Source organism: Sphingomonas sp. NPDC019816 (assembly GCF_050274375.1).
Lineage (GTDB): Bacteria > Pseudomonadota > Alphaproteobacteria > Sphingomonadales > Sphingomonadaceae > Sphingomonas.
In genome coordinates this window covers 1-1842 of record NZ_JBNNOB010000254.1, presented here as the reverse complement: position 1 = coordinate 1842, position 1842 = coordinate 1, and the positions used below count along the sequence as shown (strand labels likewise).

At 54.1% G+C, this 1842-nt stretch carries 3 protein-coding genes and 1 pseudogene; 1 reads left to right on the top strand and 3 read right to left on the bottom strand.

Annotation, left to right across the window (positions count from 1 at the left end; all coding sequences use genetic code 11):
• Positions 1-83: 83 nt before the first annotated feature.
• A complete protein-coding gene (locus ACQKJZ_RS19175; RefSeq protein ID WP_003290186.1) occupies positions 84-296 on the bottom strand; it encodes a hypothetical protein in 213 nt (70 codons plus the stop codon).
• A 224-nt stretch (positions 297-520) separates the two neighbouring features.
• Positions 521-1294 carry a hypothetical protein gene (locus tag ACQKJZ_RS19170; RefSeq protein WP_427733283.1) on the bottom strand — a complete coding sequence of 258 codons (774 nt, stop codon included), beginning with the start codon at positions 1292-1294 and terminating at the stop codon, positions 521-523.
• A gap of 3 nt (positions 1295-1297) precedes the next feature.
• On the opposite strand from ACQKJZ_RS19170, the gene ACQKJZ_RS19165 reads away from it, so the two are divergent.
• The gene (locus tag ACQKJZ_RS19165; protein ID WP_427733281.1) at positions 1298-1465 is read left to right on the top strand and encodes a hypothetical protein; all 168 of its coding nucleotides are present in this window, start codon (positions 1298-1300) and stop codon (positions 1463-1465) included.
• A 16-nt stretch (positions 1466-1481) separates the two neighbouring features.
• Here ACQKJZ_RS19165 and xseB read toward each other — a convergent pair.
• Positions 1482-1673 (bottom strand): annotated as a pseudogene (gene xseB, locus ACQKJZ_RS19160) (exodeoxyribonuclease VII small subunit); the annotation flags it as partial.
• Positions 1674-1842 lie beyond the last annotated feature (169 nt).

Genomic DNA, 1842 nt, shown 5'->3' with positions numbered 1-1842 from the left:
GCGAAATGCTGCTCTTCCCGCATGATCTGATCGACGACTTCCCGCGGCAGTAGCTGGTTCATGACGTGATTTCTCCAGTTGGATCAGGGAATGGCGAGCTGGGACCAGCCGCCTCTTTCGAGGGCGCGTTGAGCCGCGGCATAGCTGCGGAAGTACTCGCGGGATTCCCGCGAAACGGGACCTTCGGTATCGCGCGTGCCGATGTAGTGGCCGGCGGCGCTTTGCAAGACTTCGAGCGGCAGGAACTTGCCGCAGTAGGTCAGGGCCAACTGGCCGAAAGAGGCTTGCTGGGACATGGACGGGCTCCTTGGAAAAGCGGGGGGCGCATCGCCGCCGGCCTGAATACCTATAGCGGCTACGCCTCCGCAGATCCCAATAGCACCCCGCTGTTTTCCTCACTCTGGTGGACGCGTTGGTTCCCGCTCTATGCTTCGGGAGCTGCGTTGCTGCTGGTGGGGGGCGTGTTGAAGTTCGCCGATAAAACGCGTTAAGAACCATGTGATGGTATGGCGCTTAGAGGTTAATTATTTTTCTTGCCCAGCCTACGCATCAGCCATCCACGCAGTGGCTTTTCGGTCGGTGACAAATCGGCAACGGTTTCTAAAGCGGTATCCGGCACGTTTTCCTGCGCCGCAACATTGCGCGCATGCTGACAATGCGCCTGATACTCCGCTTCGTTTTGACACAGGTGGGGTTTCCAACCCAGCCAGAAAACCTTGGCGCGCCACAGGTTTTTCCATTCATTAGTCGTCCAGATCACGACGAAAAACGCCAATATCAAATAGGCAACAAAGAAGAATAAAGATAAAAGAGTATTGGTTTCACTTTTCTCCAGCGGCAGTCGCACGCTGATATAGAAACCATAGGCGATAGCTGAAGCGCTGATGATGAGGAAGACAAACCGCGAAACATACTGACGTAACAACTTGCGGGTATCCAGGGTAAACACGCCGTTTATACTCGAAGTGAGAAAGGTACAGCGCAAGAAACTGTTCAACACAAGGTCGTTCAATGCCACCGATCCACGGCCCAAATAGTCCACTAGCTGATGTGCCACCCATACCGGCAGGCGGATACCAATACTTTCATACAGAGTTTTAGTTTGCAGTGACGTCATGCCATTCTGCGGTCCCTCCTGCAATTTCTGAATACGCAACAGGACGGACAAGCGTTTAACATCGCTGACCCGGTCAAACTGGCAACGTCGCCGGGAATCATATCCTTTTAACCAACGTAAAAATAGCCATGCCCCTCCAGATATCAGCAGAGGTAATAACAGGTCGACAGCGGGCACATTTTGCTGCAGGGCCAGGATCTGGTGCCGCTGGCGCCGCAAAAGCGCGGCATCGGCATGGTGTTTCAAAGTTATGCGCTGTTTCCCAATATGACGGTGGAAGGCAACGTGGCCTTCGGCCTGAAAATGCAGAAGCTGGCGTCAGCGCCGCATCGTCGGCGCTGTCGTTAAGGAGTATCTGCACACGCTGTTCCGCCTGTTGCAGTTTCTGCTGGCCTTGACGCGCCAGCTGTACGCCACGTTCGAACTCGTTCAGCGCGTCTTCCAGCGGCAATTCGCCTGACTCCAGACGCGTCACGATGCTTTCCAGCTCGCCGAGGGCGCTTTCAAAGCTGGCAGTTTGCTCTGTACTGGCTGATTGTGCTGGTTTTTTCGGCATAATTTTCTTTTTACGTCATCATGTGAACCGTGGCGCCAGAGCCTATCCTAGCGGATCTTGATTAGCAAATCATGGCGCTCATGTGTGGTTTTGTGCGCAGAGCACGGCGATATGGTGATATACTCCGCGCCGTAATTCTTATCTGACAACAAAGACCGCCATGAAGTTT